Annotated in this window: 13 protein-coding genes and 4 pseudogenes; 6 read left to right on the forward strand and 11 right to left on the reverse strand. The window is 68.1% G+C overall.

All coding sequences use genetic code 11. The features are described 5' to 3' along the window. Nucleotides 1–307: 307 nt before the first annotated feature. Both IE239_RS43395 and IE239_RS35405 read right to left on the reverse strand, forming a co-directional pair. On the reverse strand, nucleotides 308–814 hold the full coding sequence (locus tag IE239_RS43395; protein WP_352306686.1) for a DUF5958 family protein: 507 nt from the start codon (nucleotides 812–814) through the stop codon (nucleotides 308–310). Next, the gene (locus IE239_RS35405) at nucleotides 699–7,124 is read right to left on the reverse strand and encodes an RHS repeat domain-containing protein (RefSeq protein ID WP_190153591.1); all 6,426 of its coding nucleotides are present in this window, start codon (nucleotides 7,122–7,124) and stop codon (nucleotides 699–701) included. Before IE239_RS35405 ends, IE239_RS43395 begins: the two co-directional genes overlap by 116 nt. Nucleotides 7,125–7,996: 872 nt before the next feature. Here IE239_RS35405 and IE239_RS43055 point away from each other — a divergent pair. Then, entirely contained in the window at nucleotides 7,997–13,912 is a 5,916-nt protein-coding gene (locus tag IE239_RS43055; RefSeq protein ID WP_268254553.1) for a LamG-like jellyroll fold domain-containing protein, read from the forward strand. A 547-nt stretch (nucleotides 13,913–14,459) separates the two neighbouring features. Here the strand turns inward: IE239_RS43055 and IE239_RS35415 are convergent. The 3 genes and pseudogenes from IE239_RS35415 to IE239_RS35425 form a co-directional block, all read right to left on the reverse strand. Beyond that, nucleotides 14,460–14,999 (reverse strand): annotated as a pseudogene (locus tag IE239_RS35415) (nucleotidyl transferase AbiEii/AbiGii toxin family protein); the annotation flags it as partial. Between the two features lie 208 nt (nucleotides 15,000–15,207). After that, on the reverse strand, nucleotides 15,208–17,823 hold the full coding sequence (locus tag IE239_RS35420; protein ID WP_373308194.1) for a heavy metal translocating P-type ATPase: 2,616 nt from the start codon (nucleotides 17,821–17,823) through the stop codon (nucleotides 15,208–15,210). After that, the gene (locus IE239_RS35425; protein WP_268254554.1) at nucleotides 17,780–18,145 is read right to left on the reverse strand and encodes a YflT domain-containing protein; all 366 of its coding nucleotides are present in this window, start codon (nucleotides 18,143–18,145) and stop codon (nucleotides 17,780–17,782) included. The genes IE239_RS35420 and IE239_RS35425 overlap by 44 nt, the downstream gene beginning before the upstream one ends. 398 nt (nucleotides 18,146–18,543) lie before the next feature. Here IE239_RS35425 and IE239_RS35430 point away from each other — a divergent pair, with 398 nt between their 5' ends. Together IE239_RS35430 and pspAA are read left to right on the forward strand one after the other, a co-directional pair. Then, complete coding sequence (locus IE239_RS35430; protein WP_190153593.1) at nucleotides 18,544–19,320, forward strand: PspA/IM30 family protein; 777 nt, start codon at nucleotides 18,544–18,546, stop codon at nucleotides 19,318–19,320. Next, nucleotides 19,317–19,595: a PspA-associated protein PspAA gene (gene pspAA, locus IE239_RS35435; protein WP_190153594.1), complete on the forward strand. Its 279-nt coding sequence runs from the start codon at nucleotides 19,317–19,319 to the stop codon at nucleotides 19,593–19,595. The genes IE239_RS35430 and pspAA overlap by 4 nt, the downstream gene beginning before the upstream one ends. Nucleotides 19,596–19,971: 376 nt before the next feature. Here the strand turns inward: pspAA and IE239_RS35440 are convergent, their stop codons facing one another. Then, nucleotides 19,972–20,409 (reverse strand): Lrp/AsnC family transcriptional regulator, encoded by a 438-nt coding sequence (locus IE239_RS35440; protein WP_190153595.1) that lies wholly within the window; start codon nucleotides 20,407–20,409, stop codon nucleotides 19,972–19,974. Nucleotides 20,410–20,580: 171 nt separating this feature from the next. Here IE239_RS35440 and IE239_RS35445 point away from each other — a divergent pair, with 171 nt between their 5' ends. Continuing rightward, the gene (locus IE239_RS35445) at nucleotides 20,581–21,855 is read left to right on the forward strand and encodes an ArgE/DapE family deacylase (protein WP_190153596.1); all 1,275 of its coding nucleotides are present in this window, start codon (nucleotides 20,581–20,583) and stop codon (nucleotides 21,853–21,855) included. Between the two features lie 137 nt (nucleotides 21,856–21,992). On the opposite strand, the pseudogene IE239_RS35450 reads toward IE239_RS35445, so the two are convergent. From IE239_RS35450 to IE239_RS43505, 4 genes and pseudogenes are all read right to left on the reverse strand, one after another. Then, nucleotides 21,993–22,459 (reverse strand): annotated as a pseudogene (locus IE239_RS35450) (MFS transporter); the annotation flags it as partial. A 7-nt stretch (nucleotides 22,460–22,466) separates the two neighbouring features. Next, on the reverse strand, nucleotides 22,467–22,925 hold the full coding sequence (locus IE239_RS35455) for an ArsI/CadI family heavy metal resistance metalloenzyme (RefSeq protein ID WP_190153597.1): 459 nt from the start codon (nucleotides 22,923–22,925) through the stop codon (nucleotides 22,467–22,469). 35 nt (nucleotides 22,926–22,960) lie between these two features. Continuing rightward, nucleotides 22,961–23,269, reverse strand: a pseudogene (locus IE239_RS43500) (flavoprotein); the annotation flags it as partial. Continuing rightward, nucleotides 23,218–23,670: an FAD-dependent oxidoreductase gene (locus IE239_RS43505; protein ID WP_434095668.1), complete on the reverse strand. Its 453-nt coding sequence runs from the start codon at nucleotides 23,668–23,670 to the stop codon at nucleotides 23,218–23,220. The gene IE239_RS43505 and the pseudogene IE239_RS43500, both read right to left, overlap by 52 nt. Here IE239_RS43505 and trxB point away from each other — a divergent pair. Beyond that, nucleotides 23,642–24,613, forward strand: a complete 972-nt coding sequence (trxB, locus tag IE239_RS35465; protein ID WP_190153623.1) for a thioredoxin-disulfide reductase — start codon at nucleotides 23,642–23,644, stop codon at nucleotides 24,611–24,613. The genes IE239_RS43505 and trxB overlap by 29 nt on opposite strands. Further along, a pseudogene (locus tag IE239_RS42625) lies at nucleotides 24,610–24,732 on the forward strand (thioredoxin family protein); the annotation flags it as partial. The gene trxB and the pseudogene IE239_RS42625, both read left to right, overlap by 4 nt. Before the next feature lie 130 nt (nucleotides 24,733–24,862). Here the strand turns inward: IE239_RS42625 and IE239_RS35470 are convergent. Next, nucleotides 24,863–25,072 (reverse strand): hypothetical protein, encoded by a 210-nt coding sequence (locus IE239_RS35470; protein ID WP_190153598.1) that lies wholly within the window; start codon nucleotides 25,070–25,072, stop codon nucleotides 24,863–24,865. Between the last annotated feature and the right edge of the window lie 42 nt (nucleotides 25,073–25,114).

The following is a 25,114-nucleotide window of genomic DNA, read 5'->3' on the forward strand; positions in this document are numbered from 1 at the left end:
GGCGACACTCGGGCTAGCGGCCTGCCCGCCCTCAGCCACCGAAAGCGAAACGGTCCGCCGACTCCGTCGGTGGACCGTCAAGAAAGATCGAGGTTAGGGCCAGTAAGCCATCGACTGCCTCCACAAGCGCCCTGAACGGACCGAGGAACCGACTGACGATCCACCTGGGCACTCGTCCACTGACGTTGCCGTCAAACGCCCAGGAGCCCTCGCCGAGTACCGACTCGGCAGGGGCTCCCAATGCGCGTACAACGAACTCAGAAATCCCCGGCAACGCTCCCTCTGAGGCACCGGGGAACGTCGACGCCTACGACAGGTTGTGCCAGGCGTGGCTACAAGTTCCGCGGCACTCCGTTTCCCTTCGCCGCGCGTCAGCCACAGCGAACGTGGACAAGAGGATACGGAAGGACTTCACGCACTCACTGGGGGGCAGATTTATAATCTTCCCCATTTGTTCGAGAATCGGTTCTCGAACAATCAACACTGCCGGGGTCATGGTCGGCTTGACGCCGGATCGCAGCAGTCCATCACGCGCGTCGTTCACTGTCGCATGGGCCTGCATGGAGTAACGAACAACCTCGTGCAGCACCGCCCTCCGTTCAACCTGCTCTAGCGAAGAGAACCAGGCCACAGCATCCTCCAGGCTTCGGAGTCCTTGGGCAACCTCGTTGATGATCCGCTCTGACGCTCGCACGCGCTCACCTGCTCCGTGGCTCAAATACAACGTACGGCCTGCTTGGGTCCAGCTCCGCGTAGTCTGGGCGGTTCGGATTGTAGTTCTGCCAGAAGTCTCTACCCCGCCCACTCCCTTCACCGTCACCCGTACCTCTCGGCAGCGAATTCTTGACGCTGTGACGAGTTCTGGACGGACCTGACAGGATGTAATCCCAATCCGATGTCGGGTTGGGCGTTCCGTTCGCACGACTACCGACCACAATGATTGGCTGCCCTGCTTTATCAGCGGCATTCTGAATTCGCTTGGCATCATTCGGGCTGATAGCGGCTTCCGATGCCGTCCTAAGGCCAGGCCCGTTTGGTTCGTGACCGGGGCCCCCGCCCCTAGCACCTCCGCCACCGCCAGGGCCCTCGCCGGCACCTCCTGTGAGTGCGAATATCGCCGCTGCGGCCACCCCGACAGAGGTACCAGTATTGCCCAGGCAGCCCTTTCCGTGTCCGAGCGCCATGCAGCTCAAAAATTTCAGGTGGGTAATGATGTGCTGGTCGGCCTCGGCTTCTGTAGCGTCCTGCGGGTTGGACAGGCAGTCCCAGCCGAAGTCCCGGCACGCAGTGTCGGTCTCTTGATTGAAGATCTTGGCGAACTGATTTGCGTATTTCCATTTGCGGGGGATGAAGACCTGCGGGTAGATCTCCATGTATTTCTTGTGAAAAGCGGGGCTGAGAACGTTGCCCTGGTCGAGGGCTGCTTGGTAGTTCCCGGAGTTCCTCCTGGGGCCCGGTGCGTGTCCCGGTGTGGTGTTCTCGGCGTTCGGGTCGGGGCGGGTCGGGCAGTCGATGTCGGGGCACAGTCCCGTGGGATCTGAAGTGGTGACGGGGTTGTCGTCGGCGTAGGTGTAGCCGCCGAGTGACTGCGGGCTGGTCGGCTGGAGGAGGGGGTCGGCGCTGATGAAGCGGCCCAGGGTGGGGTCGTACTTGCGGGCGCCGATGTCGGTGTAGCCGGTGGTGGTGTCCTGGGGTTTGCCGAGGAATGAGCGGGTGGGGTCGGGCCAGGTGGTGGTGTTGGCGCTGGTTCGTTGCTGGCCATAGGGGGTGTACTGCTGTCGGGCGACTTTCTGTGTGGTGGTGTCCATCGCGAGGGTCGCGGTGCCGTGTGGGTCGTTGAACAGGTACTTCAGTCCCCCGCCCGTGAGGCTGGAGCGGACGGCCACGGGGGTCCCGGCGCCGCCGTGGGTGTAGGTGCGGAGGGCGCCGAGGAGGACGTTGGGGGTGACGCTGGTGTTGACGACGATCTGGGTGTCGCCGGCGAAGAAGGTGGCCTGTCCGGGGTCGCGGCGGATGAGTTGGTTGCCGTCGGCGTCGTAGAGGTATTTGGTGGTCGTGGGTTTGGAGCCGCCCGTGTCCACTTGGGCCAGGTGGCCTTCGTCGTCCCAGGTCAGGGTCTGGCCTGGTCCGGTGGTGGGCGTGCGGGTGTGAAGGTTGCCGTTTTCGTCGTAGCCGAAGGTCGTGGGATTGGTGCCGCCGGTGGTGGCGGTGAGGGTGTGGGGCTGGATGCCGGTGGCGTTGCAGTTGGCGGTGCACCCGTTGGTGTAGGTGGTGGTGGCATTGGTGCCGGAGCTGCCGATGGCGTGGTCGACGCTCTGGTGACGGTTGCCTATGGCGTCGTAGCTGAAGGACTGCCAGTAGGAGCCGGGCGTTGTGGTGAGGGTGGCGGCCGTGGGCGGGTTGGCGGAGCAGTCGTCGTTGGCCGTCCAAGCGTCGGTGAGCCGGTCGAGGGCGTCGTAGTTGTAGCACTGCTGGTCGGTGACGGTGTTGCCGGTTTCCGACTGCTGGTCCGTGGTGGAGGTCGGATTGCCGGCGGCGTCGTAGGTGTACTTGGTGTCATCGACTGTCGGGCCGGGTGCCTGGGTCCGGCTGATGACGCGTTCCTTCAGCCGGAGGGTCTGGTCGTCGTAGCCGTAAACGGTCGTCGCCGGGTTGGTCGAGGCACCCTGAGTAACCTGGGACAGCGCACCGAAGTCCGTGTAGACGGTCGCCGCGACGTAGACGTTGGCGCTGCTGCTCGTCTGCGTCGGGTTGCCCAGTACGTCGTGGTCGTAGGTGATGCCCTCGCTCGTCAGCCCCTGGGTACGTGGGTCGCTCTGTGTCTGTAGCAGCTGGTTGTTGATGGTGTAGCTGTAGGTGGTCGTGTAGGTCGACGGCAGAGGTGCCTCGGAGGCCGGCAGGGTGATCGTCGTGCCGGTCGGCTTGCCGAGGGCGGTGTAGCCGGTGGTGGCGACCGTGTAGCCGCCAGTGGTGCCCTGGACGTAACGGGTCGATGAGGTCGGCAGGCCGATGCGCTTGGTGTCGTAGAGCCACGAGGCGAACTGGAAGCTGCCCTTTGACTTGTCGCTGCCGGTGAGTTTGCGGCCCAGGAGGTCGTAGGTGTAGTCGAGTTCGGTCTGCTTTGCGTCGTCGGTGGTGGACACGAGGTTGCCTGCGTCGTCGTAGCCGTAGCTGCTCTTGCCCACGTCGGGGTCGTTCTGGGACGTCTTGCGCCCGAGCAGGTCGTAGTTGAACGTCCATACCGTCTGGTCGGGGCCGGTGACCTGGTGCTGCTGCCCAGCAGCGTCGTAGCCGTAGGCGGTGGGCGAGGTGGTGCCGCCGGTGGCGGTGAACCCGTTGCCAGCGGTGCCGGAGAGGGCGGGGGCGGACGTGTACTGGTCGAGTTCGGTGCTCTGGCCGCGTGCGTTGACGACTGTGGTGGTGGCCACGCCGCCCTTGGGAGGGAGGACGGTGGTCTTGTCTCCGGTGTAGGCGGTGGTCGTGGTCCAGGTCTTGAGGCCGTTGTGCTCCTCGGTGACCAGGTCGGGGCGGCCCATTCCGTCGTGTTCGGCGACGGTGGTGTCGGGGATGGTCACCTGGAAGACGGGGATTGGGACGCTGCGGGGGCTGCCTGCGACGTTGTAGGCGTTGTTGGTGAGGACGGTCCAGCCGTGCGAGTCGTACTGAGTGTCACTGACCGTCGTGCTCGAGTTCTCTGCGGTCGCCTGCGTCTGCAAGGGGCGCAGCATGGCGTCGTACAGAGTTTCGCTGGTCGCGTAGCTGCCGTTGTCCAGGAGGGAGTTGGCGGCAACGATCGAGGGTCCTGTCTGGGACAGGCTGTAGGTGTAGGTGGTGTTCGCGGGGGCGCCGTTGATCTTGCTCTCGTTGGGCAGCCACGCCCCAGTGAGGCGGCCGAGCGCGTCGTAGGTAAGTGAAGTGAGTCGGCCGGCCACGTTTGTCTGGGCGGTGGGCTGGGCGCGGGCCGGGTCCATGGTGCTGCTGGAGACCTGGCAGTCCTTGGAGCTCGTGGTCGCGGTGGTGCAGGTGGCTCCGGGGGTGACCTGAGTGGCGGTGACGATGCCTGTCGGGAGTTCTCCGGTGGCCGGCGTGTAACCGGTGGCGGTGTTCTGGGACAGGCTGGCGCCGTTGGGGGCGGTGGAGTGGGGCGTGCGTGTGGTCAGTGTGACGCGGCCGTAGCCGTCATAGCTGACCGAGGACTCGTCGATGAAGGCGGTCGCGGTGGCGCCGGTGGCAGCGGACGCTTTCTGGACCAGGGTGACGTCACCGGTCTTGGGAAGCGTGGGGTTGTGCTGGCCGTCTCCGTCGTGGGTGAAGGGGTTGGCGTCGTAGGAGGTGCGGACGTCGGAGATCAGTGTGCCGCTGGGAGTCGCTCCGGCTGCGGAACAGTCCTGGTCGGTGGCGATGGTCTCGGCAGGCAGCACGAGGGTGTCCACGCTGCCGGTGACGTAGCGGTTGTACGTGCAATTGGTGACGTTGTTGCTGTCGGCGGTTTCGCCGCGGTCGTCGACCTGTATGGGCATGCCGGTGGTCGGCTTGCCCAGGGTGGTGTTGTAGAAGGTGTCGGTCTCGGTCTTGCGCCAGCCGTAGGAGACCGCCTGCCGGGTGAGGCTTTTGGCGGTGCGGACCATCTGGGCGGTGAGGTCCGCCAGGCCGCTGCGGGACCGGGAGGCCGTGGGCCCGAGGATCGTGGGCACGGTGACGGTGGCTGTGTTCAGGCTGCCGGTTGCGCTGGCGTAGGTGTCGGACTCGAAGACCTTCCCGGCCAGTGCATTGTTGTCCGCCACGGTGACGGTGCTGTCCTGGCTGGTCAGCGCCGGCACTGAGCGTGTTTTGCCGCCGGGCAGGGTGTCGCCGTTCATGCCCAGGAAGTAGTAGGTCTTGTTCAGGGTTTTCTGGTCGTAGACGTTGGTGCCGTTGTTCTTGTGGAAGACGTTCGGGTCGCCGGTGGTGACGTCCACTTCGGGGTAGCCGCGGAACTGGCCCCAGGTGCGGTTCTTGGCTTTGACGACCTCGTTGTCGTCGTAGTGCCAGCCGGGGTTGCCCTTGTAGGTGTAGTCCGTTTCGAGCTTGGGCTCGGTGCCGTCCTGGTAGGAGTTGTGTGTGTCTTCGGTTACGACCGCGGTGACCTTGTATTTGTAGAACCAGTCCATCCACGGCGCCGGCTGCCCGTCGGGTGTCCAGTACACGGGGAAGCAGGAGAGCGTATTGGTCGACGCGAACGTCTTGGCGGCGGCGTCCGACGGGTCGTTGGGGTCACTGGCCGGGGCGCTGGAGCAGTTGGGCCGGTCGTAGGTGACGGTGGTCTGGGAGCCGGTTTCGGTGGTGACCGTCTGGATGCGGTCGTGGTACATCAACGGCATCTGCGGGATCGTCCCGACCCGGTTGGGCAGTTGCAGCGGCGGGTCGAAGTTCACTGCCGGCGTGGAGGTGCTGCCCGATGCACCGCCGAGGGTGTCCAGGCCGGTGTGCTGGATGGAGTCCAGCCACAGGGTGGGGGCGTGGTCGCCGCCGTCGGGGAAGGACTGGGTGAAGCTGTACTTGTCGACCTGCTGGGTCACCCCGCCGGTCTGGATGCGGGTGGTGATCGATGTCAGGCGCTTTCGCGACCAGAAGCTCGGACCGTGGTTGGTGCAGCTCGACGAGCTCGAGGTGCAGTTCAGGTCGACCGGTACGTCTGGCCAGTACGCGGCGTTGGCGGTCGTGAACTGGCTGTCCGCGCAGGTGTTGCCGGAGGGCGTGCCGGCGATGCAGCGTTCGGCGGAGGCGTCGAACATGATCTGCTCCGGTGCCGTGCCGGAGTAGATCGTTGTGGCGGTCATGCCGTAGTCGATGCGGGACAGGTTGCCGCCGCGGGTGTAGGCCACGGCGGCGTCCTTCATGTCCGCGCCGTAGTAGCCGGTCTCCGGGGCGTAGTACCAGGCGGTGGCGTTGCCGTGCAGGTCCACGGCGTAGTCCAGGTTGAAGCGGTAGCCCAGCGTGCAGGCGGTGGAGGCGAAGTCTGTGATGTCCGGGCAGTCGGACACGCCGCTGTGCGCGTGGTACACCGGCACTGTCCAGACGGACTTGGTTTCGTCCTTGCCGCTAGACCAGCCCGGCAGGCGGTTGAGGCCGAAGAAGTACTGCACCCCGCCCTCGGTTACCTTGAAGTACTCCCCGTTCTTGGTGCCGTTCGTGCCGTTGCTCAGGTCCTCGATCTTGGTGGTGGAGTTGTCCTCGGCGGGGCGCAAGGTCTTGGTCGCGTCGTCGTAGACGAGGGTGGTGGACGTGCCGTTCAGTGACAGGGTCAGTATCTGTCCCGCCCAGCACTCGTCGCCGTCGTTCTTCGGCGCGCCGGAGGAGGAGTCGTCGCGGCACGACTTGTAGGTGCGCTCGACGTAGTTGTCCGTCGAGCTCCAGCCGTCACCCAGCCACGAGGACTGGTTGTTCGTCCCCTCGGTGCGCGCGTCCTGGCTGGCGGAGCTGTACGACAGGTCCACATTCGGGGCCGCTCCGCCGAGCGCCGGAGGCACCGCGATCGGGTAGCTGTAGGTGAACGAGCCGGTGTTCCCCGAGGTCGACCAGGAGCCACCCGGTGCCAGACTGGTCGCCGAGTAGTCACCGGATGAGCCAGAGGCGCCCGCAGTCGCGGCCAGAACAACCATGGTGCCGGACGACGCCGCCACTGATGGGGCGGAGTTGGCGGCACCCGACGCTGCCACACTTGGGCCGGGAACGGTGACCTGCGCCGACAGCCGCGTTCCAGGGGCCGTGCGCACCGCAGTTTGCGCCTGGCACTTGGCCAGCTCTGGCGTGGTCAGCGCGCAAGCAGGCAGCTGAACCAGGTGCAGGCGCGAGGCGAAGTCACCGCCGAAGGCGTAGCGGAACGACGAGTCGTCCACTCGCAACGCGACCTTCCCGCTCCCCAGGCCGGTGCGCTGCAGCGTGAAGAGCACACCGTGGACACCGGCCGCGCGCGCGGACTTCTGGGCCAGCATCGTCACCCGTACCCGCTGCGACCCGATGACAGCGGCTGACCGGGGCTGTGGACCCGCGGCAGCACCGAGCAGGACGGGCAGGTTTCCGGCCCGTGCCTGAGCCGCCTTGGCGCTCAGGCTCGCGGAGGCAGCCGCATTGGGCAGGGTCACCACGGCGGTGCCCGGCGCGGGGAGCTTCGTGTGTCCGCTGGGGTCAAAGTGCTTGAAAGCCTTGGGTGATGAAGTCCGCTTGGGCCAGGGCCGGGCCAAGGGAACCCGTTTGTTGTGCGGAGCGGCGGGAACCGCCGCGGGCGGCGTCACCGCAGAGGCAGCCGTGGCCACGCCGACGGGCAGCAGGCCCACCACCAAGACACCGGCCGTCACCACTGCCGTGCGGCGAACCCTCCGGCCAGCCCAGGCCGCTCGACCGCGTCTCCACCCCAAAATCCGGACCATGCTGTGCGTCCCCTCCCCCGGGCCCCCTACCGCCCAAGTCTTCTGCGACTTGGGCGATTTGAGTGCACGCCAAACCGAGGGCACACGTCGATCAAGTCCCCCGCCGGGCGATCACGCTACGGCCTGAAATCGGCCCGATACGCAAAGTATCTCCACAGGGAGAACAAAGAAATTGCCCAACCCAGAACGCAAGTTGACTCTAATGCGTCAAAAGCGAACCGCAGACGGGCAGTTGGCAATCCATCGACGATGGACCCCGCACACACCGGCCACACAGAATGCACAGCGGCGCGGGGCCCACGGGGGGAACCGCATGGAACCCGCGAAGGACCCCAACGTCGATGTCCCTACCTCACAAAACCGGGCGCGCGTCCAGACGCCCCGGCTCAAGGCCGGTCGCCGCTGCCGTCGTCGCAGCCTTGGCTGCCGGATGGCTGGCCGCTACGGCGCCGGCGCACGCCGCGTCCGGTGCGCCGACCCCATCACACCAGGCCACTTCGCCGAGTGACCGCGCCCAGTCAACCGCCGCCAAGCGCCTCAACCCAACGGAGTCCGCCTCCGCGCAGGCAAAGGCGACCGGCACGCCGGTGACCATCGACCAACTCACCGACACCGGGACCCAGGTGGTCGCCAACCCGGACGGCACCTTCACGCGGACAGACTCCTCGATGCCGCAGCGTGTGCGGCAACAAGGAAAATGGGTCCCTGTCGACACCTCCCTGGTGCGGCGTGCGGACGGGACCTGGGCGCCCAAGGCCGCAGTTACGGACGTGGCCTTCTCCGGCGGCGGCTCCGGCGAGCTGGTCACGCTGCGCAGCGGGGTGGACAGGCTGGCCTTCTCCTGGCCAGGGGCGCTGCCCGATCCGGTGGTATCCAATGACACCGCCACTTACCCGGAGGTATTTCCCGGAGTCGACCTCCAGCTGACCGCGGACGCCTCCGGTTACTCCTCGATCATGGTCCTCAAAACCCCGAAAGCCGCAGCCGATCCACGACTGCAAAGCCTCGAGTGGAAGACCACCTCGGCCAACCTCAAGCTGGCCACCACCTCGAACGGCGGCGTGCACGCTACTGACAAGGAAACCGGCAAGACGGTGTTCCACAGTGACACCGCTTTGATGTGGGACAGCACGGGCAGCGAGCAGAAAGCCGGCGCCACTGCCCTCGCCCGCACGGCGACCACTTCTGCCGCCCGGGCCGAACACGCGGCAGCCGCCAGGGTCGGCAAACACCGCGCCCAGGTCCATGTGACCCTCAAAGACGGCAAGCAGCTGCTCGGCCTGGACAAATCCCTGCTCACCGCCAAAACCACCACCTACCCGGTCTACGTGGACCCGGAATGGAGTGGCAGGCCCTCCCAACTCGACTGGGCCCGCATCTCCGACAACGGGTGGAATGTCTACAACTCCACATCCACCACGGGAGCGACCAACGCCCGGGAAGGGTGGGACAACAACACCCCCGGAAACGGCGAACGGGCCCGCACCTACTACCAGATCAACACCAGCGGCATCAAAGGCGCCGTGGTCAGCCACGCCTCGCTGTACGTGAAGCAGCTCTCCGCCGCATCCTGCTCCGACACCCCGGCCGCCGTCTACGGCACCGACCGCCCCGCGGGGTGGAGCTCCACCTCGCTGTACTGGGGCCATGAACCCGGCGGGCGCACAGCCGCACTCGGCACCAACCCCGTCAGCCACGAGGCCGGCACCTGCCCCGTCACCAACGGTTCCAACTCCTGGGTCAGCCCGCCTTCACTCGAATTCAACGTCACCTCCCGAGCGGTGAGCGCCGCCGCAGGCAGTTGGAGCAGCATGACGCTGATGGTCCAGTCGCCCAACATGAACGACGCCACCCAGTGGAAGCAGCTCGCCTACGGCGGCGGTGCCACCCTCTCGGTCACCTACAGCTACCGCCCCAAGCTCAAGAACGGCACCGGCACGCCCGCCGTCAAGCCCTCCATCGTCAGCTCGGGCAAGACGATGACCACCACCCACACCCCGACACTCTCGGCCCGCGCGGTCGACCCCGACCTCGCCGGCGGCAGCGAGCTCCTGCGTATCGAGTACAACGTCTACAACGCTTCGGGCACTCTGGTGCACCAAGGCTTCGGGCCGAACCTCGACTCCAAGAAGCGCGCACGGTACAACACCAACGGCAGCGACTGGACGACACCGAGCCTGCCGGACGGCACCTACACCTGGAAAGCCACGGCCCAGAACGCGGCAGGCTACTGGGCCGGCACCGGATCCGGCATCTGGACCAAGACCCAGACCTTCACCGTGGACACCAGCGCCCCGCCCTCCCCCACCGTGACCTCCAGCCAATTCCCCGCCAAGCAGATCGGCGCCGCCTTCGGCGACCAGGGCACCTTCGTCCTGGGCAACAACCACACCAACAACATCACCGGCTACCTGTTCTCGCTGGACGCCACTCTCGGCAGCACGGTGTACACCAGTAGCGGCGTCACCCATCTGGTAGCCGGCACGAAGATCGCACAGAACAAGATCTACTACGCCACCTCCGACAACGGACCCGGCACCGGCACCTCTGTCATCAACGGCAGCGCCTCCCCCGCCTTCGCCCCGGGCGTGGTGGGCCCCCACACGCTGTACGCCAAGGCGGTGGACCAGGCCGGCTCGACATCCGTCTCCCAGACGGCCTACACCTTCTACGCCGGCACCAGCACCCCGACGTACGCCTACGGCGACAAGATGATCAGCGGCTGGACCGCGACCAACACCGACGGCACCACCACCGCAGTGCCCAAGGCGACGACCACCAGCACCGGCGGCCAGCTGATCAGCCAGGCCGCCGGCAGCGGCTACGAGTTCGCCGACGGCTACCAGGCCATGCTCGCCAACAAGACGAGCACCTCGAAGGTCGTCAGCAGCGACAGCGCCACCTTCAGCTTCGACATCCCCAAGGACGGCCCCTGGAGCTTCGGAGTCAATCTGACCAAGGGCAAGGACTACGGGATATACCACCTGGTACTGGACGCAGGAAAGAGCACGCAGTCCACGCTGATCAACGGATTCGACGCCTACAACTCCTACACCACCACCCAGTTCGTCAACCTCGGCATCCCCAAGGTCGGCAGCCAACTGCTCACCCTCAATCAGGGCGTGCACACACTCACTCTGACCCTGAGCGGCAAAAACTCCGGCTCGTCCGGCTACCAGGCCGGCATCGACGTGCTGCGCCTCGGGCCGGCGCTGACCTGCGCGATCAACGCCACCAGCGCCTGCCGGAACAACACGGCCACGAGCACGTTCACCACCACGACCAGTCCGGCCGATGCCGACGGCTCCGGCAACAGCATCAACTCCGCCGACCTCACGACCACGTCGGGCTGGCAGAGCGACAAGACGGTAACCGTCGACGGCGCCACCATCACGTTGCCGAAGTTCGGCACTGGCACGTACGACAACATGTTGGCCTCCGGGCAGACCATCGCTCTGCCGGGAAGCGGCGCGGTGAACACCGGCGACGCCGTGGTCTTCCTCGCCTTCTCCACCGGCGGTCCCGCCAAAGGCGCCAAGGGCACCCTCACGTACGCCAAGGACAACTGCCTGAGCGGCGATCCAGCCGACCAGGACTACCAGCTGGACACCGTGCCCGATTGGCTCTCCGGACCGGCCTCCGCGGCCGCGATCACCCTCGCCCACGAGAACCACAGCAACAACACCCAGAACAGCCCGGCCTCCGGCCCGAAGATCTACGCCATCAGCGTCCCGCTCCAATGCCCCGGCTCGGTCATCAGCAGCATCTCCCTACCGCTGTTCACCAACGGCGTCCAGGCCGGCCAGCCCGCCCTGCACGTCCTCGGACTGGGTGTGCGGCCGACGGCCCTCACCGGCAGCGGACCGAGCGCCAGGCACTGGGTCGGCACCTGGGCTTCCGTCCAGGACACCGCCAAGGTGCAACTGTCCAGCGGCAGCACCGCCACCGTCAACGGACAGACGCTCCGTATCCCCGCACACGTCAGTGTCGGTACCGATGACGGCAACGGAGTGCGCATCCGCCTGTCCAACGCCATGGGCACCACCCCGGTAACCTTCGACGCCGCATCCGTCGCACTACAGAACACCACTGCGGGCGGAGCCACCGCGGCCGCAGCACCGACGGCGCTGGCCTTCGGCGGCTCCGCCTCCGTCACTATCCCCGCAGGCGGCGACGCCACCAGCGACCCGGTCACCTTGGCCGTCGCACAGCAGGCGACCGTCCTGGTCAGCCTGCAGGTGCACGGTTCGGTGCCCGCCATGCCCGGCCACGCCACGGCCCAGACCCCCGTCTGGACGAGCGACGCCGCCAACCGCACCACCGACACCGCCGCAACCAACTTCACGCAGACCACCTACACCGGTCTGCCCTACCTCGCCGGCATCGACGTCACCACCCCCACCGCTACCCCCACCGGCTCGCTCGTCCTCTACGGCGATCAGAGCGTCAACGCGGACACCGCAAACAGCGACGGCCAGCACCACCTCAGCGACGCCATCACCAGTGCCCTGGTCAGCGACTCCAACGGTGACAACTCCGTGGACTACGGCGTCCTCAACGCGGGCACCAACAGCAGCAGCCTCAGCAACAACCTGCTCCCTCAGATCACCAACAGCGCCACCCCGAAAAACTCGCTCAACCCCGTGGACCGCAACGTGCTGGCCCAGGGGAACGTGCGCACCGTCCTCGTCTCCACCGGCACCGCCGACCTGCTCAACTGCACCAGCGACGCCAGCACCTGCGCCGTCAACGTCGAGAACGGGCTGGCCTCCCTCAACAGCCAGCTGAGCTGGTACAGCACCGACGACAGCCAGACCTACGACACCTCCGGTCAGCCGATCACCCAGAACTCCAACATCACCGTCTACCTCGCCACCATCCCGCCCTTCACCGCTGCCCACCCGGGCACGGCAACCCAGGAATCCGCGCGTGAACAGGTGAACAGCTACCTCCTCGACAACTTCCCGAGTCAGGTCATCGACTTCGCCGCTGCGGTCTCCACGGACGGCACAGCCACCTCCTCAACTGTGAAAGCAGCCGACCTGTCCGGCATCAACCCGTCCAACGCCTACTACACCGACCTCGCCGACCGGTACCTCAACGACACGAACACTGTGGTCGGCATCGCGCCGAACCTGGTGGTTCCACTCGCCACGGGCAGTGACACCCCCGAGGACGATTGGGAGCTGGCCGCCAACGGCTCCGACAGCAACGGAGACAATCCGCTCACCGCGCTCAGCGGCGCGACCTTCAGCCCCGACGGGCCGGACGCGGTCAACGCCGGTACCGGTACAGCGTCATTCGATGGCAAAACCGGATTCCTGGAGAGCGACCACACCGCCGTCAACACCGCCGGTGACTACACCGTCTCCGCCTGGGTGAAGATCAACTCTGCTGTTGACGCCACCGCCATCTGTCAAGGCACAAGCCAGCATCAGGCGTTCTACATCGGCTATGACAGCGGTAACAAGGGCTGGATGTTCCAGACCACCACGACCAACGACGCCGGCGCAGGCTTCCCCACCGCGGAAGGCGACAGCAACACCGGTGCCATCGGCACCTGGGCCCATCTCTTGGTCACCTACACGGCCCCGGTCGACGGTGACTCCAACACGGGCGTGATGTCGATCTACCAGAACGGCAGCCTGATGGGGACCGCCGCCAACCTCAGCCCCCAGTACGACTCCTCCCTGCCCCTCACCATCGGCGGCTGTATCAACAGCGTCGACACGACCAGTCCGTACGCCGCCTTCCCCGGCTCGGTGGCCGACGTCCACGTCTACCCATACGCGATGCAGGCGAGCCAAGCCAGCGCGAACAGCGTGATCGTGCCGGCAGGCTGGGACAACGGCATGCCCGAAGACGAGTGGAAGCTCGCCGCCAACGGCAGCGACACCGCCACCCTCAACCCCCTCACCACTGCCGGCAGCGCGACGTTCGGCACTGACGCGCCGAGCGGGGGCGCCGGCAGCGTCGCGTTCGATGGCAGCACCGGCTTCCTCAAGAGCAAGCAGAGCGCGGTGAACACCGCCAGTGACTACACCATTTCGGCCTGGGTGAAGATCAACTCAGCTCTCGGCACCACCGCCGTCTGTCAGGGAACCACCCAACACCAGGCGTTCTACATCTCATACGACAAACCCAGTGGTGCATGGATGTTCCAGACCACCACCACCAACGACGAGAACTCCGAATTCCCCACCGCAGAAGGAGACCCCAACACCGGCCCCATCGGCACCTGGACCCACCTCGTCGCCGCCTACCGGGCACCCATCGCCGGAAAGCCCGGCACAGGTTCAATGGCCCTCTACCAGAACGGCACGCTGATGGGGACCGCCACCAACCTCAGCCCCCAGTACGACTCCTCGCTGCCGCTGACCATCGGCGGCTGCGTCAACAGCGCAGCAGCCACCAGCCCGTACTTGGCCTTCCCCGGCTCCGTGGCCGACGTCCACGTCTACCCACGGACCCTCTCGGCGACCGAGGTCGGCGCACTGCACTGACCCTTTTCCATCACACTCGGGCCTCCGCCGCATTCAACAAGCGCGGTGGAGGCCCGAGTGCGTTCGTCTTGGGCCTTTCCCTCGTTGAAGACACAGCTCAAAAGGCGGGTGCGACCGGTTCTCGGTGGCTTGCGGTGCTCGCGGACAGCGAAGACGTGCTCAGACCCGATCAGCCGCACGAATCGATGCCAGCCCGAGGCGAGGCCGGGTACTTAGCCATGGCGGGTCGTCGGGCCGATCCGCCCTACCAACAATCAGAGGTCTGTCCATGACACGCGTGACGCCCTCGCCGAACAGGGCCCCATCGAGGTTTACTCCGGCGGTGAACGGCAGTCCTGCACACATGGTCTCAGCCGTGGCGGCGCGTCCCAGCGAGTGACCGATAACCATCGCCGTACGCGAGGGGTGCATGATGCTCCGCAACCCAAGGGAGAGGCCGGACGTTCCGTGCCGGACCACGCGGCGCAGCTCCTGCAACCCCTTCGCGTCGCCCTACTGCCTGCGGGCAGTGGAAACGGAACCTAAGGGGATGGACGCGTGACCGCTCTCAGGCGTCCTCGTCATGAATTCGCCCACCCGGATCCTCCGCACACTCCAGCGCCCACGCCTTGAGTTCTTCGATCTGCCGGGAGGTGAGCCCATACGCGGTGTAGTCCTCATCCTCGTACCAGTCCGCGCCCACGAGCCGGTCCCGGAGGTCTTCGAGGCTGAACTCGTCCTGAGCGCGACGGCGGCCCAGGGATTCGAGGTCGGCGGTGGAACGATCGCGGGAGGCAGCCTGGACGTCGATGAGGTCGCGGACAGTGCCACGGTCGGCGAGGGCACGGACCTTGGTGCCGATCACGTCGTCGAGGGAAAGAACGGGGCCGTAGGGGGTCTGGGCGGGCGGAGCCCAGAACGCCTCCTTGAGGACGTCGACCTCGCACTCCTCGCCGGTGTCCGGATCGGTGACGAGGAAACGGCCGCTGAGCGGATCAGTCTGGACGTGCGTGGTCCGCCATCCGCGCGCGCTGAGACCCGCTGTGAGTGAGGCGACGATCTCCTGCATCGGAGCGGGGTTCTCAGTGGCCACGTCGAGGTCACGGCTGAACCATCATGTTCGCTTCACCACCGGGCTGAAGCCCAATGCACTGCGAATGAATCCCGGTAGCAGATTCCTCAGCTGTCATGCCGTAGACGGGGTCGCGGATGCCGCCGCCCTGGCCATCTCCTCTGTCTGCTGTTTGTCTCAGGGCTCTCGTGCGCCGTTCGGTACGACGGACAGGTCGTCCACGGCCTGCCCATGGCCCTGGAGGTCAGGCGGCGCGGCGTCCGATGTCGGGCCCGGCTCTCTCGCCGGTGGCGTGGGCGGCCGCCGCGCTGGGGGGTTGGTCGGTGGGCGAGGGTGCTGCACCGGGGAGGTGCAGGCGTTTGAGCGCGAGGGCGTTGACGGCGACGATGATGCTGGACCCGGACATGGACAGCGCGGCGATCTCCGGCCGCAGTACCAGGCCGAGGGCGGGCTCGAAGACGCCCGCGGCGATGGGCAGGGCGATGGCGTTGTAGCCGATGGCCCAGCCGAGGTTCTGCCGCATCTTGCGCAGGGTGCCGCGGCCGATGCGCAGCGCGGTCGGCACGTCGAGGGGGTCGGAGCGCATCAGGACGAGGTCTGCGGTCTCGATGGCCACGTCGGTGCCGGCGCCGATGGCGATGCCGAGGTCGGCCTGGGCGAGGGCGGGTGCGTCGTTGACGCCGTCGCCGACCATGGCGACCTTGCGGCCGCCGCGTTGCAGTTCGGCCACCTTGGCCGCCTTGTCCCCGGGCAGGACCTCGGCGATGACGGTGTCGATGCCCAGACGGTCCGCGATCCGCTCGGCGGTGGCCTGGTTGTCGCCGGTGAGCATGACCACTTCGACACCGAGGGCGTGCAGTTCGGCCACGGCGGCGGCCGAGGTCTCCCGGGGTGCGTCGGCGATGCCGATCAGGCCCGCCGCCTGTCCGTCGACGGCGGCGATGACGACGGTACGGCCGGTGGCGGCCAGCGCCTCGCGTCGGGCGGCCAGTTGGCCGAGGTCGACGCCTTCGCGTATCGCCAGTCTGCGGTTGCCGACCGAGACCCGGTGGCCGTCGACGACCGCGGTCGCACCGTGGCCGGGGACGTTCTCGAAGTGCCGCGCGCTCACCGGCGTCACGGCCCGGCTCTCGGCGTACCGTACAACGGCTTCGGCCAAGGGGTGCTCGGACTCGCGCTCCACCGCCGTGACCAGCCGCAGCAGTTGGTCCTCGGCCGTTCCCGGGGCGGTGATCAGGTCGGTCACCTCCGGCTCGCCCTTGGTCAAGGTGCCGGTCTTGTCCATGACCACGGTCTGGATCCCCGCCGATGCCTCCAGGGCGACGGCGTTCTTGAACAGCACCCCGCGCCGGGCTCCCAGTCCCGTGCCGACCATGATGGCCGTAGGGGTGGCCAGACCCAGGGCGTCCGGGCAGGTGATGACGACGACGGTGATGGCGAACAGCATCGCGGTGCCCAGCGAGCGGTCGGTGGCCAGCAGCCAGACGGCCAGCGTCGCGGCGCCGCCGATCAGGGCGACGAAGACCAGCCAGAACGCGGCCCGGTCGGCGAGCCGTTGGCCAGGGGCCTTGGAGTTCTGGGCTTCCTGGACGAGTTTGACGATCTGTGCCAGGGCGGTGTCGGAGCCGACCTTGGTGGCGCGTACGCGGAGCGTGCCGTTGGCGTTGATGGTCGCACCGACGACCTGCGAGCCGGGGGCTTTGTGCACGGGCAGGCTCTCCCCGGTGACCATCGACTCGTCAACCTCGCTCTCCCCCTCCTCCACGGTCCCGTCGACGGCGATCTTGGCTCCGGGCCGGACCAGCAGCAGATCGCCGACCACGACCTCGGCGGTGGGCACCTCCACCGGCTCACCGCCCCGCACGACGAGTGCCTTGGGCGGTGCCAGGTCGAGCAGGGTGCGGATGGCGTCGTTGGCACCGCCCCGGGCGCGCATCTCGAACCAGTGGCCGAGCAGCACGAACGAGGCCAGCACGGTGGCCGCTTCGTAGAAGACGTCGCCGCCCCCGGTGAGCGTGATGATCAGCGAGTACGTCCAGCCGGAGCCGACGGCGACCGCGACCAGCACCATCATGTCCAGGGTGCGGGCACGCAGAGCCCGCACCGCGCCGTCGAAGAAGATCGAGCACGAGTAGAAGATCACTGGCAGGCTCAGCAGCAGCGCCCAGACATCCTGGCGCAGCCCGAAAGGCACAGGGACGTCCAGACCGAAGACGTCCTCGCCGATCGGCGACCAGATGACGATGGGGATCGAGAACAGCAGCGCCACGAGGAATCGGTTGCGCATGTCGGCCACCATCGCCGCCATCGACATGGCCTCGTGGCCGCCGTGCCCCATCATCTCGTGCGGTGCCGGCATCTCCTCGGCCCCGGCGGGAGCCTCGGCCGCCGCATGCTCGACGTGGCCGGCTTGCCCCGCGGGTGCGCCTGGAGCGGCCACCCGCGCGGCCTGGCTCTCAGGAGTCGCTTGAGGGGCTTCGACAGCAGGGTCCGGTTCGGCCATCGGATCACAGACATGGGACGGCACGGATCGGCCCGCGCAGTGGTAGCCGCATTCGGTCACCCAGCGGCGCAGCTGGGCCAGTGACGTACGCCGCGGATCGAAGGCCACCGTCGCCGATTGTGCGACCGGGTTGACCTCGACCTGAAGTACGCCAGGCCGCCGGCCCAGCGCAGCGGCGACGGTGCTCTGCTGGGACGCCCAGGCCAGACCGCGCACATCCAGAACCGCCGTGGTCCGCTCCTTACCGGGATCCTCGCGTCCGGACGTTTCGTGATCGTGACGATCCGCGTGGTGCTGCACGGTCACTCCTCCTTCAGCGAGTGAGGCCGGGATGAATGAGGGGCGAAGCCGTCGCACCCCAGTAGGCCAGACCGCTCAGCATCAGGACCAGGACCAGGACCAGGACGTGATGGTTGCCTGCGGCGAACACCGACAGCAGCAGTCCGATCAGCAGCCCGAACCAGGCGCCGGTGCCGGCCCCGGCCTGCGCGGCCCGTCCGCGTGTGAGGCGGCCGAGGACGGTCTCGACCATACGGAGGTCCGAACGGATGATCGCGGTGTGTTCCACCGGGAATTTGCTGTCGGACAGAAAGTCGACCGCGCGCTGGACGCCGGTGCAGGTCGGGTACGAGCCGACGACCGGACGATCGACCTCTGCGATAGGCGGGTGCTGGGTCATCGAAGGACTCCCCTGGTCATCAAGCAGCCTGCGCCCGTGCCACCCCTCGCGCAACGCACGCTGCCGTGGGTGAGCGCATGAGGGGGGCGGAAGAGCAGGTCGGCGACGTCGAGGTGCTGCAGAACGCCGGCCCGAAAAGGCTGCCGGCCGCCGAGCAGAGAACTCTGCGCAGCGGTACTGGTCGGCTTCGTCGAGCCTGCTCCTGGGGTGCGGACCCGGTGCAGGACCGACCGGCCCCGAGTGGGGGACCGCTGGTGCCTGCCCCGCTGGGTATCGCGGGGCGAGGATGGCTGAACACCAGGGATCGCGGTTGCGGCCCGGACCACCGAACCGGAGCCTGAAGGTGTCCGCCGAGTGGCCTGGCTGATTCCTCACCCCGTCGAGAGGAGGCGGCCGAAATGAGCAGCATCGCTCACCGCATCGCCGCCCTGTTCCGGATCAAGGCGAACAAGGCCCTGGACAAGGCCGAGGACCCCCGCGAGGTCCTGGACTACTCCTACGAGCAGCAGCTCCAGATGTTGCAGAAGGTACGGCGCGGCGTGGCCGATGTGGCCACCAGTCGCAAACGGCTCGACTTGCAGATCAGCCAGTTGCAGCAGTCAGGCGGCAAGCTGGAGGGACAGGCCCAGCAGGCGCTCGCCGCCGGGCGCGAGGATCTCGCCCGCGAAGCCCTGACCCGGCGCACCGCCGTGGCCTCCCAGATCACCGACCTGCAGACCCAGCAGGCGTCGCTGCAGGACCAGGAGGAGAAGCTCACCCTCGCCTCGCAGCGCCTGCAAGCGAAGGTCGACAGCTTCCGCACCCGCAAGGAGACGATCAAGGCCACCTACACCGCGGCCGAGGCGCAGACCCGTATCACCGAGGCCGTCACCGGCATCGGCGAGGAGATGGGCGATGTGGGTCTGGCGATGCAGCGTGCCCAGGACAAGACCGAGCAGATGCAGGCCCGCGCCGGTGCGCTGGATGAACTGCTCGCCTCCGGCGCGCTGGAGGACGCCACCCTGCCGGCCGGCCGTGACGACATCCAGGCCGAACTCGAGCGCGTCACCGCAGGCAGCGACGTGGACAAGGAACTGGCCATGATGAAGGCGCAGCTCCCGGCGGCTTCCGGCCCGCCGGCCGTGGGGGGCGGCGGGGCCAGGCAGGCACCGCCGGACCAGGAGGCAACGTCATGATCATGCGGATTCTCGGCGAAGGCCAGTACGAGATCACCGAGGAGCACCTGGACCGGCTCAACGAGCTGGACGCGGCGCTGCAGTCGGCCGCGGACGCGGGCGACGAGACCGCGTTCACTGCCGCCCTGTCGGCCCTGCTGGACGCGGTACGCAGCCTCGGCACGCCGCTGCCGGACGAAAGGATCACACCGTCCGATCTGGTGCTGCCCGATGCGGACACCAGCCTCACGCAGGTGCGCGAACTGCTCTCCGACGAGGGCCTGATCCCGGGGTGATGACGACGAGCCGTCGTACCTCCAGCGGCAACGCGAGATACACCTGAAAGGAGAGGACGTACTCGCCGATCACGGCGCCGGAGAAGAGCAGAAACCAGTCCGACGATCCCGCCGGCCGATCCGAGGGTGCCGGACAGGTGCCTCGGCTCGGTGCCCCAGACGCCGCCGGCGACGAGTGAGCAGCCGCTTGGGGCACCGCGGGGCGGGGCGAGGAGTGTGACGGCCTCCCTCGGCCCGGCCTCGCCGGCTCCATGAGGCAGGCCCGACCGCTCGGCCGTGCGCAGACCGACGGTCGACGGTCCGGCCGTCCCGCTGTCACCGAAGGGGCCGTCGGCCTCCGACCGCGGAATCCGGTGGCGGTCCTGGTCGACGGCTGTCACAGATGCGGCCGTTTGATCAGCCGGGACAAAACGACAACGCTCTCCGTGCGCTCGACCGGCTCGGTCGCGCGGACCCGCTGGATGGCCTGTTCCAGATGCGTGATGCTCTCGGCGAGAAGGTGGAGCACAGCGTCCGCAGCACCGGAAACGGTACAAGCCTCGACGACCTCTGGGACGCCCTCCAGGGCCCGGCGCAGCTCCGCGGGAGTGGGGTTGTCTCGGCAATAGACCTCGACGAACGCTTCGGTCCGCCATGCGAGCACCTGTGGATCGAGAACGGCCGTGAAACCGCGGATCGCGCCGGTGCCGACGAGCCGGTCCAGTCGTCGTTTGGCTGTCGACGCCGACAGGTTGGCGGCTTTGCCGATCTCGGCGTACGTGGCCCGCGCGTTCTGCTGCACGCAGCGGATGATCGCTTCGTCGATGGGGTCCACAGGCGCCTCCGGAGGATCTCGCAACCGATTGGGTGCGCAATGATTCACCAGAGCACCCCCGATATTGCAAGTAATCGCTGGTGGATAGCAGGAAATGAAGATTGTTCGCGCCGGAAGGCGGCCATAGTGTCCGGATCGACCTGACGTCGATCTGCCAGGAGCAGTACTGCCATGACCGCATGCCTGAGCGACGCCGAAGCCGCCGCGCTGGCCGCAGTGGACGAAGCCGCCGCCGCCCGGACGCTGCTGGAACTGCTCGCCGTGCCGAGCGTGACAGGCAGCGCTGCCGAATCCGAGTTGCAGCACCTGTTGGCCCGGCATCTCCAGCGACTGGACCTCGACGTCGACCTGTGGTCCATGAACCTGGCCGAACTGCGTGCGGACCCCGCCTACCCGGGCGCCGAGGCCCCGCGAGACGAGGCGTGGGGGCTGGTGGGAAACACACGCGACGACAGCGACGGACCGACCCTGGTCCTGCAGGGCCACGTCGACGTCGTGCCGCCCGGCGACCGGGCGCGCTGGGCGGGCGACCCGTTCGCGCCCCGGGTCACGGGCGACATCGTCCACGGCCGCGGCGCCTGTGACATGAAGGCCGGGCTGGCGGCCGTGCTCGCGGCCCTGACCGCGATCCGCGCCGCCGGGGTGAGACTGCGCGGCCGTCTCGCGGCCCACTTCGTGGTCAGCGAAGAGGACGGCGGACTCGGCGCGTTCGGCACGCTCCGACGCGGCCACACCGCCGACGCCTGCATCATCGCCGAACCGACCAGCGGCACGCTGATGACAGCGAACGCAGGAGCCCTGACCTTCCGCATCGAGGTCCCCGGCCAGGCAACCCACGGCAGCATCCGCTACGCAGGGGTCAGCGCCCTCGACGCCTATCTCCCCCTCCACCGCGCACTGGCCCGTCTGGAAGCCGTCCGCAACTGCGATCCCCACCCGCTGATGGCCGCCTACCCCATCCCCTACCCGCTGTCAGTCGGCACGGTCCACGCCGGCGACTGGGCCAGCAGCGTCCCCGACCTCCTCGTGGCCGAGGGACGACTGGGCGTCCGGCTGGACGAGGACCCGGCCGACGCCCGCACGGAACTGGAGAACTGCATCGCCCAAGCCTGCGCCGCCGATCCCTGGCTGCGTGCCCACCCGGCCACGGTGACCTGGCCCGGCGGTCAGTTCGCCAGCGGACGGATGCCGGACGGCCACCCCCTGGCGACGCTGGTCGGTCACGCCCACGCCGACATCACCGGCAGCGGGCCGGCGCGCGCGCAGGGCGCGCCGTACGGCAGCGACCTGCGGCTGTACAGCGCGCAGGGCATCCCCACGCTCCAGTACGGGCCCGGCGAAGTGCGGTGGGCACACGGGCCGCAGGAACAGGTGCGTCTCACCGAGGTCATCACCGTCACCCGCACGCTGGTCCTGGCCGCACTGCGGACAGTGGGGACGAAGTAGACCCGCAGTCTCTGAGCGTCTGCTGTCCCCGGGCGCGAGCAGGCTGGTGTACGGCAGAGGCAGCCGCTCTCACCCGAGCCGGAGCCGCCGTGCCGTCGTACTCACGCGCCGCACCAGCCCGGCCAACAGCACCGACGCCCAGCGAGCGTGCCAGGTGTTGAGAGGGCGCGGACGCGGTCTTCGCCCCACCAGCGGGTGAGGGCGGCGAAGGCGGGCTGGTAGAAGGTGGCGGCCATGGTTACGCCGGCCGGCAGCCAGGCGGCAGTGAAGGCCGCGAGGCCGGAGGCGTAGGCGATGGCCGACACGGCGGCGACGCCGAGGACAGAAGCGGTGGTCATCACGGCGCGCGGGCCACGGCGGTCGAGGATGCGTCCGACGGGTATGCCGGTGCGGGCGGATACCAGGAGCGCGCCTGAGAATGCGGCGGCGGTGGCGGTCGCCGACCAGCCGGTGGAGGCCGTGATCTGCGGATCCAGGACGGGGAAGGCGTAGTGGACGATCCCCAGCTGGTGATCTGGGTGGCGCACAGCGCGGGCAGGGCGGCGCGAGGCCGTGACCGGTCCCCCGCCCTGGTCACGGCCTCGCCGGTGTGGAGGTTGGTCATCGGCGCATCAGCAGCAGCCGCTCGTGACGGCCGGTTCCTTGGCGTCGGCCTCGGCGGAGCCGGCGCAACAGGTGCTGCCCTGCTGCTTGGCCAGGGAGCCGGCGTCGGCCTTGACGACGTACACCTCCCAGGGTTCCTGGCCGGGGCCGTGGACCCAGACCTTGTCCTGGAGGGCGTAGCAGCAGGTGGTGTCGTTCTCCACGTCGGTGGCCAGACCGGCCTGGCCCAGGCGAGCGGTGGCGGCGTGCACCGCTTCGGTCGTCTCGACCTCGACGCCGAGGTGGTCCATGCGGGTCGCCTCACCTGCGGCGCCTTCGATGAGGACGAGCTTGAGCGGGGGCTCGGTGATGGCGAAGTTGGCGTAGCCGTCGCGGAGTTTGGCGGGCTCGGTGCCGAAGAGCTTGCTGTAGAAGGCGACGGACGCCTCCAGGTCCGGAACGCGGAGCGCGAGTTGTACACGGGACATGGCGTACCTCCTGCTGGAAGGGGCGGGTTGGCGGGTCAGCAGCCGCCGGACGAGGCGGTGGCGCCGATCCCGATCTGCAGGGTGGCCGGGGTGGCACAGCACCCGCCGCCTTCGCTGTTCTGGGCAGCGTCGGGCTCGTCGAACAGGCCGGCGCCCCCGCACACGCCCGTCTCCGGGAGGGTCAACTCGACGCGCTCGGCGGCCTCCTGGTCGCCTGCGAGGGCGGCGGTGATGGAGCGGACCTGCTCGTAGCCGGTCATGGCGAGGAACGTGGGGGCGCGGCCGTAGGACTTCATGCCGACCAGGTAGACGCCCTGCTCGGGGTGGGAGAATCGGGACGGACCCATCCGGTCGGGGCGAGGAGCTTCTCGGCGGCCGGGTCGACGACCTCGCCCCAGGGGGAGAAGAGCCGCACGTGCGACCAGTCGCGTACGGCGGCGCCGGCCGACGGTCCGGCTTCCAGGACCAGCGGTTCGAGGCCGCGCTCGATGAGGTGGGCGGCGGCGGCCAGGCCGATCGGGCCGGCCCCGACGACCACGACGGGCAGCTGGTCGGTGGTGGGCACGCTGGTGATGGACCGGTCCACGGGACTCCCCCTTTGCTTCGACATGCGTCGATGGCTTACGCGGCCAGCATCGCACCTGATTCGATGAGCGTCAACATAGACGTTTGTCGAATCGAGGAGAGATCGCCCCGGAGCCGAAGGCATGAGCACAGTGACGGACATCCGCAACGTCATCGTCATCGGCTCCGGCCCCGCCGGATACACCGCCGCCCCCTACACCGCCCGCGCCTCGCTCAAGCCGCTGGTCTTCGAGGGCGCGGTCACGGCCGGTGGCGCGCTGGTGCAGACGACGGAGGTCGAGAACTTCCCCGGCTTCCGCGACGGCATCATGGGCCCGGAGCTGATGGACGACATGCGGGCCCAGGCCGAACGCTTCGGCGCCGAGCTCGTCCCCGACGACATCGTCGCCGTCGACCTCACCGGCGCCGTGAAGACCGTCACCGACAGCACGGGTACGGTCCACCGGGCCAAGGCCGTCATCGTGGCGACCGGCTCGCAGCACCGCAAGCTCGGCCTGCCCGGTGAGGACGCACTGTCCGGCCGTGGCGTCTCGTATTGCGCGACCTGCGACGGCTTCTTCTTCCGCGAGCACGACATCGTGGTGGTCGGCGGCGGCGACACGGCCGTGGAGGAAGCCACCTTCCTCTCCCGCTTCGCCAAGTCCGTGACCGCCGTCCACCGCCGCGACACCCTGCGGGCCTCGAAGACCATGCAGGACCGCGCCTTCGCCGACCCGAAGATCTCCTTCGCCTGGAACAGCGAGGTCGCCGAGATCCACGAGGACGGCGGCAAACTCGCCGGACTCACCCTGCGCGGCACCGTCACCGGCGAGACCTCCCGCCTCCCGGCCACCGGCCTCTTCGTGGCCATCGGCCACGACCCGCGCACCGACCTGGTCACGGGCCGGCTGGACCTGGACGACGAGGGCTACCTCGAGGTCGCCTCCCCCTCCACGCGTACGAACATCCCCGGCGTCTTCGGTGCCGGTGACGTGGTCGACCGCACCTACCGGCAGGCGATCGCCGCGGCCGGCTCCGGCTGCGCGGCGGCCCTGGACGCCGAGCGGTACCTCGCAGCTCTCGCCGACGCACCCGAGGCGGCGGCGGCCGTCGCCGCCTTCTGACGACACCCTCCCCACCTTGTGCGAGGAGACCTGCCCTCAAGAACGTCACCGACGCATCCTTCGAGCAGGACGTCCTGGGCAACGACAAGCCTGTGCTCGTCGACTTCTGGGCGCGGTGGAAGAGCGGCCCGATCTCATACCCGAATCAGGTTCCGCCCTGCTGCACGAACGCCTGCGGGAGTGTGGAATGGGTGAGGCGGCCTCCGCCGGCCGGTCTTGCCCTGTGCCTGTCACGAGCGGCCGGCCCCATCACCGCCGGCGGTCCTCGCGAACGGAGTACATGATGAGCGCTCCCACCACCTGCCGGGTCCAGGCCCACAGTGCTCGGGGCGGTGAGGCACGGATCGACGCCGGGACCCAGACCATCGCTTTCGACGCCTCGTGGGCCGTCGTCGTCCCGTCCGGGCTGCCGGGGCCTGCCGATCTGCTGGCCTCGGCGTTCGCCCCCTGCTTGCTCAAGGACGTCGAACGATCCGGCCGGCTGCTGCCCTTCCGGTCCCA

Source organism: Streptomyces humidus (assembly GCF_014649655.1).
Taxonomy (GTDB): Bacteria; Actinomycetota; Actinomycetes; order Streptomycetales; family Streptomycetaceae; genus Streptomyces; species Streptomyces humidus.